Genomic DNA, 606 nt, shown 5'->3' with positions numbered 1-606 from the left:
TAAGTGATGGAAAGCAGGATTACGTAAACTTGGAAAATCATAAAAATGACTTTGTGGGTACAAAGATTGGCAAAAATCCTTACACTTTTGAGCAAATACCTCCTGGAAGTGGTCCTTGGAAAGAAGCATGGCAAATATTTAAGGGTTATCCAAGTGTTCATGCTTGTTATGGACATCCAAGTGATGCTTGTACAAAGTTCTATGGTTTACCTAATCGTACGCCAATTTATTCAAAATATTCAGGGAGGAAAAAATGAAACAAATCTTGAAATTATTAAGCGGAATAGTTTTGGTTAGTGTAGCTGGATGTAACATTGATAAGCCTTCTCCAGGGGCTCTGAGTATGTGGGAGAAACCTGGTGCAGATTTTACGGAGATAGGAAAAGCATTGTTAGAATGTGGTATGCCAACCCCTTATGATGTTTTTCCAGAAAACCAACAGCAGAGTATTAATGCTAAAGCAACAGTTGATGCTTGCATGGTTCAAGCAGGATTCCGCTATAAAGATCAAAGAGGAGGGGGGTGGTGTTATACTTTTAAAGAGAAAAACTTGCCGATTTGTCGTCCAGGTGCTGTCATACCACAGCGCAGTGTCAAGAAGCGCTT

At 39.6% G+C, this 606-nt stretch carries 1 protein-coding gene and 1 pseudogene; both read left to right on the top strand.

Annotated features, from left to right (window positions below):
• Nucleotides 1-257: pseudogene (locus ACFIKG_RS09790) on the top strand (hypothetical protein); the annotation flags it as partial.
• Nucleotides 254-606, top strand: a 353-nt coding sequence (locus tag ACFIKG_RS09785) for a hypothetical protein (RefSeq protein WP_375652251.1), incomplete at its 3' end; no start/stop codon positions are given. The pseudogene ACFIKG_RS09790 and the gene ACFIKG_RS09785, both read left to right, overlap by 4 nt.

It is taken from the genome of Bartonella sp. LB28NMGDW (assembly GCF_042194435.1).
Lineage (GTDB): Bacteria > Pseudomonadota > Alphaproteobacteria > Rhizobiales > Rhizobiaceae > Bartonella > Bartonella grahamii.
This window is presented reverse-complemented; position numbering and strand designations above follow the sequence as displayed.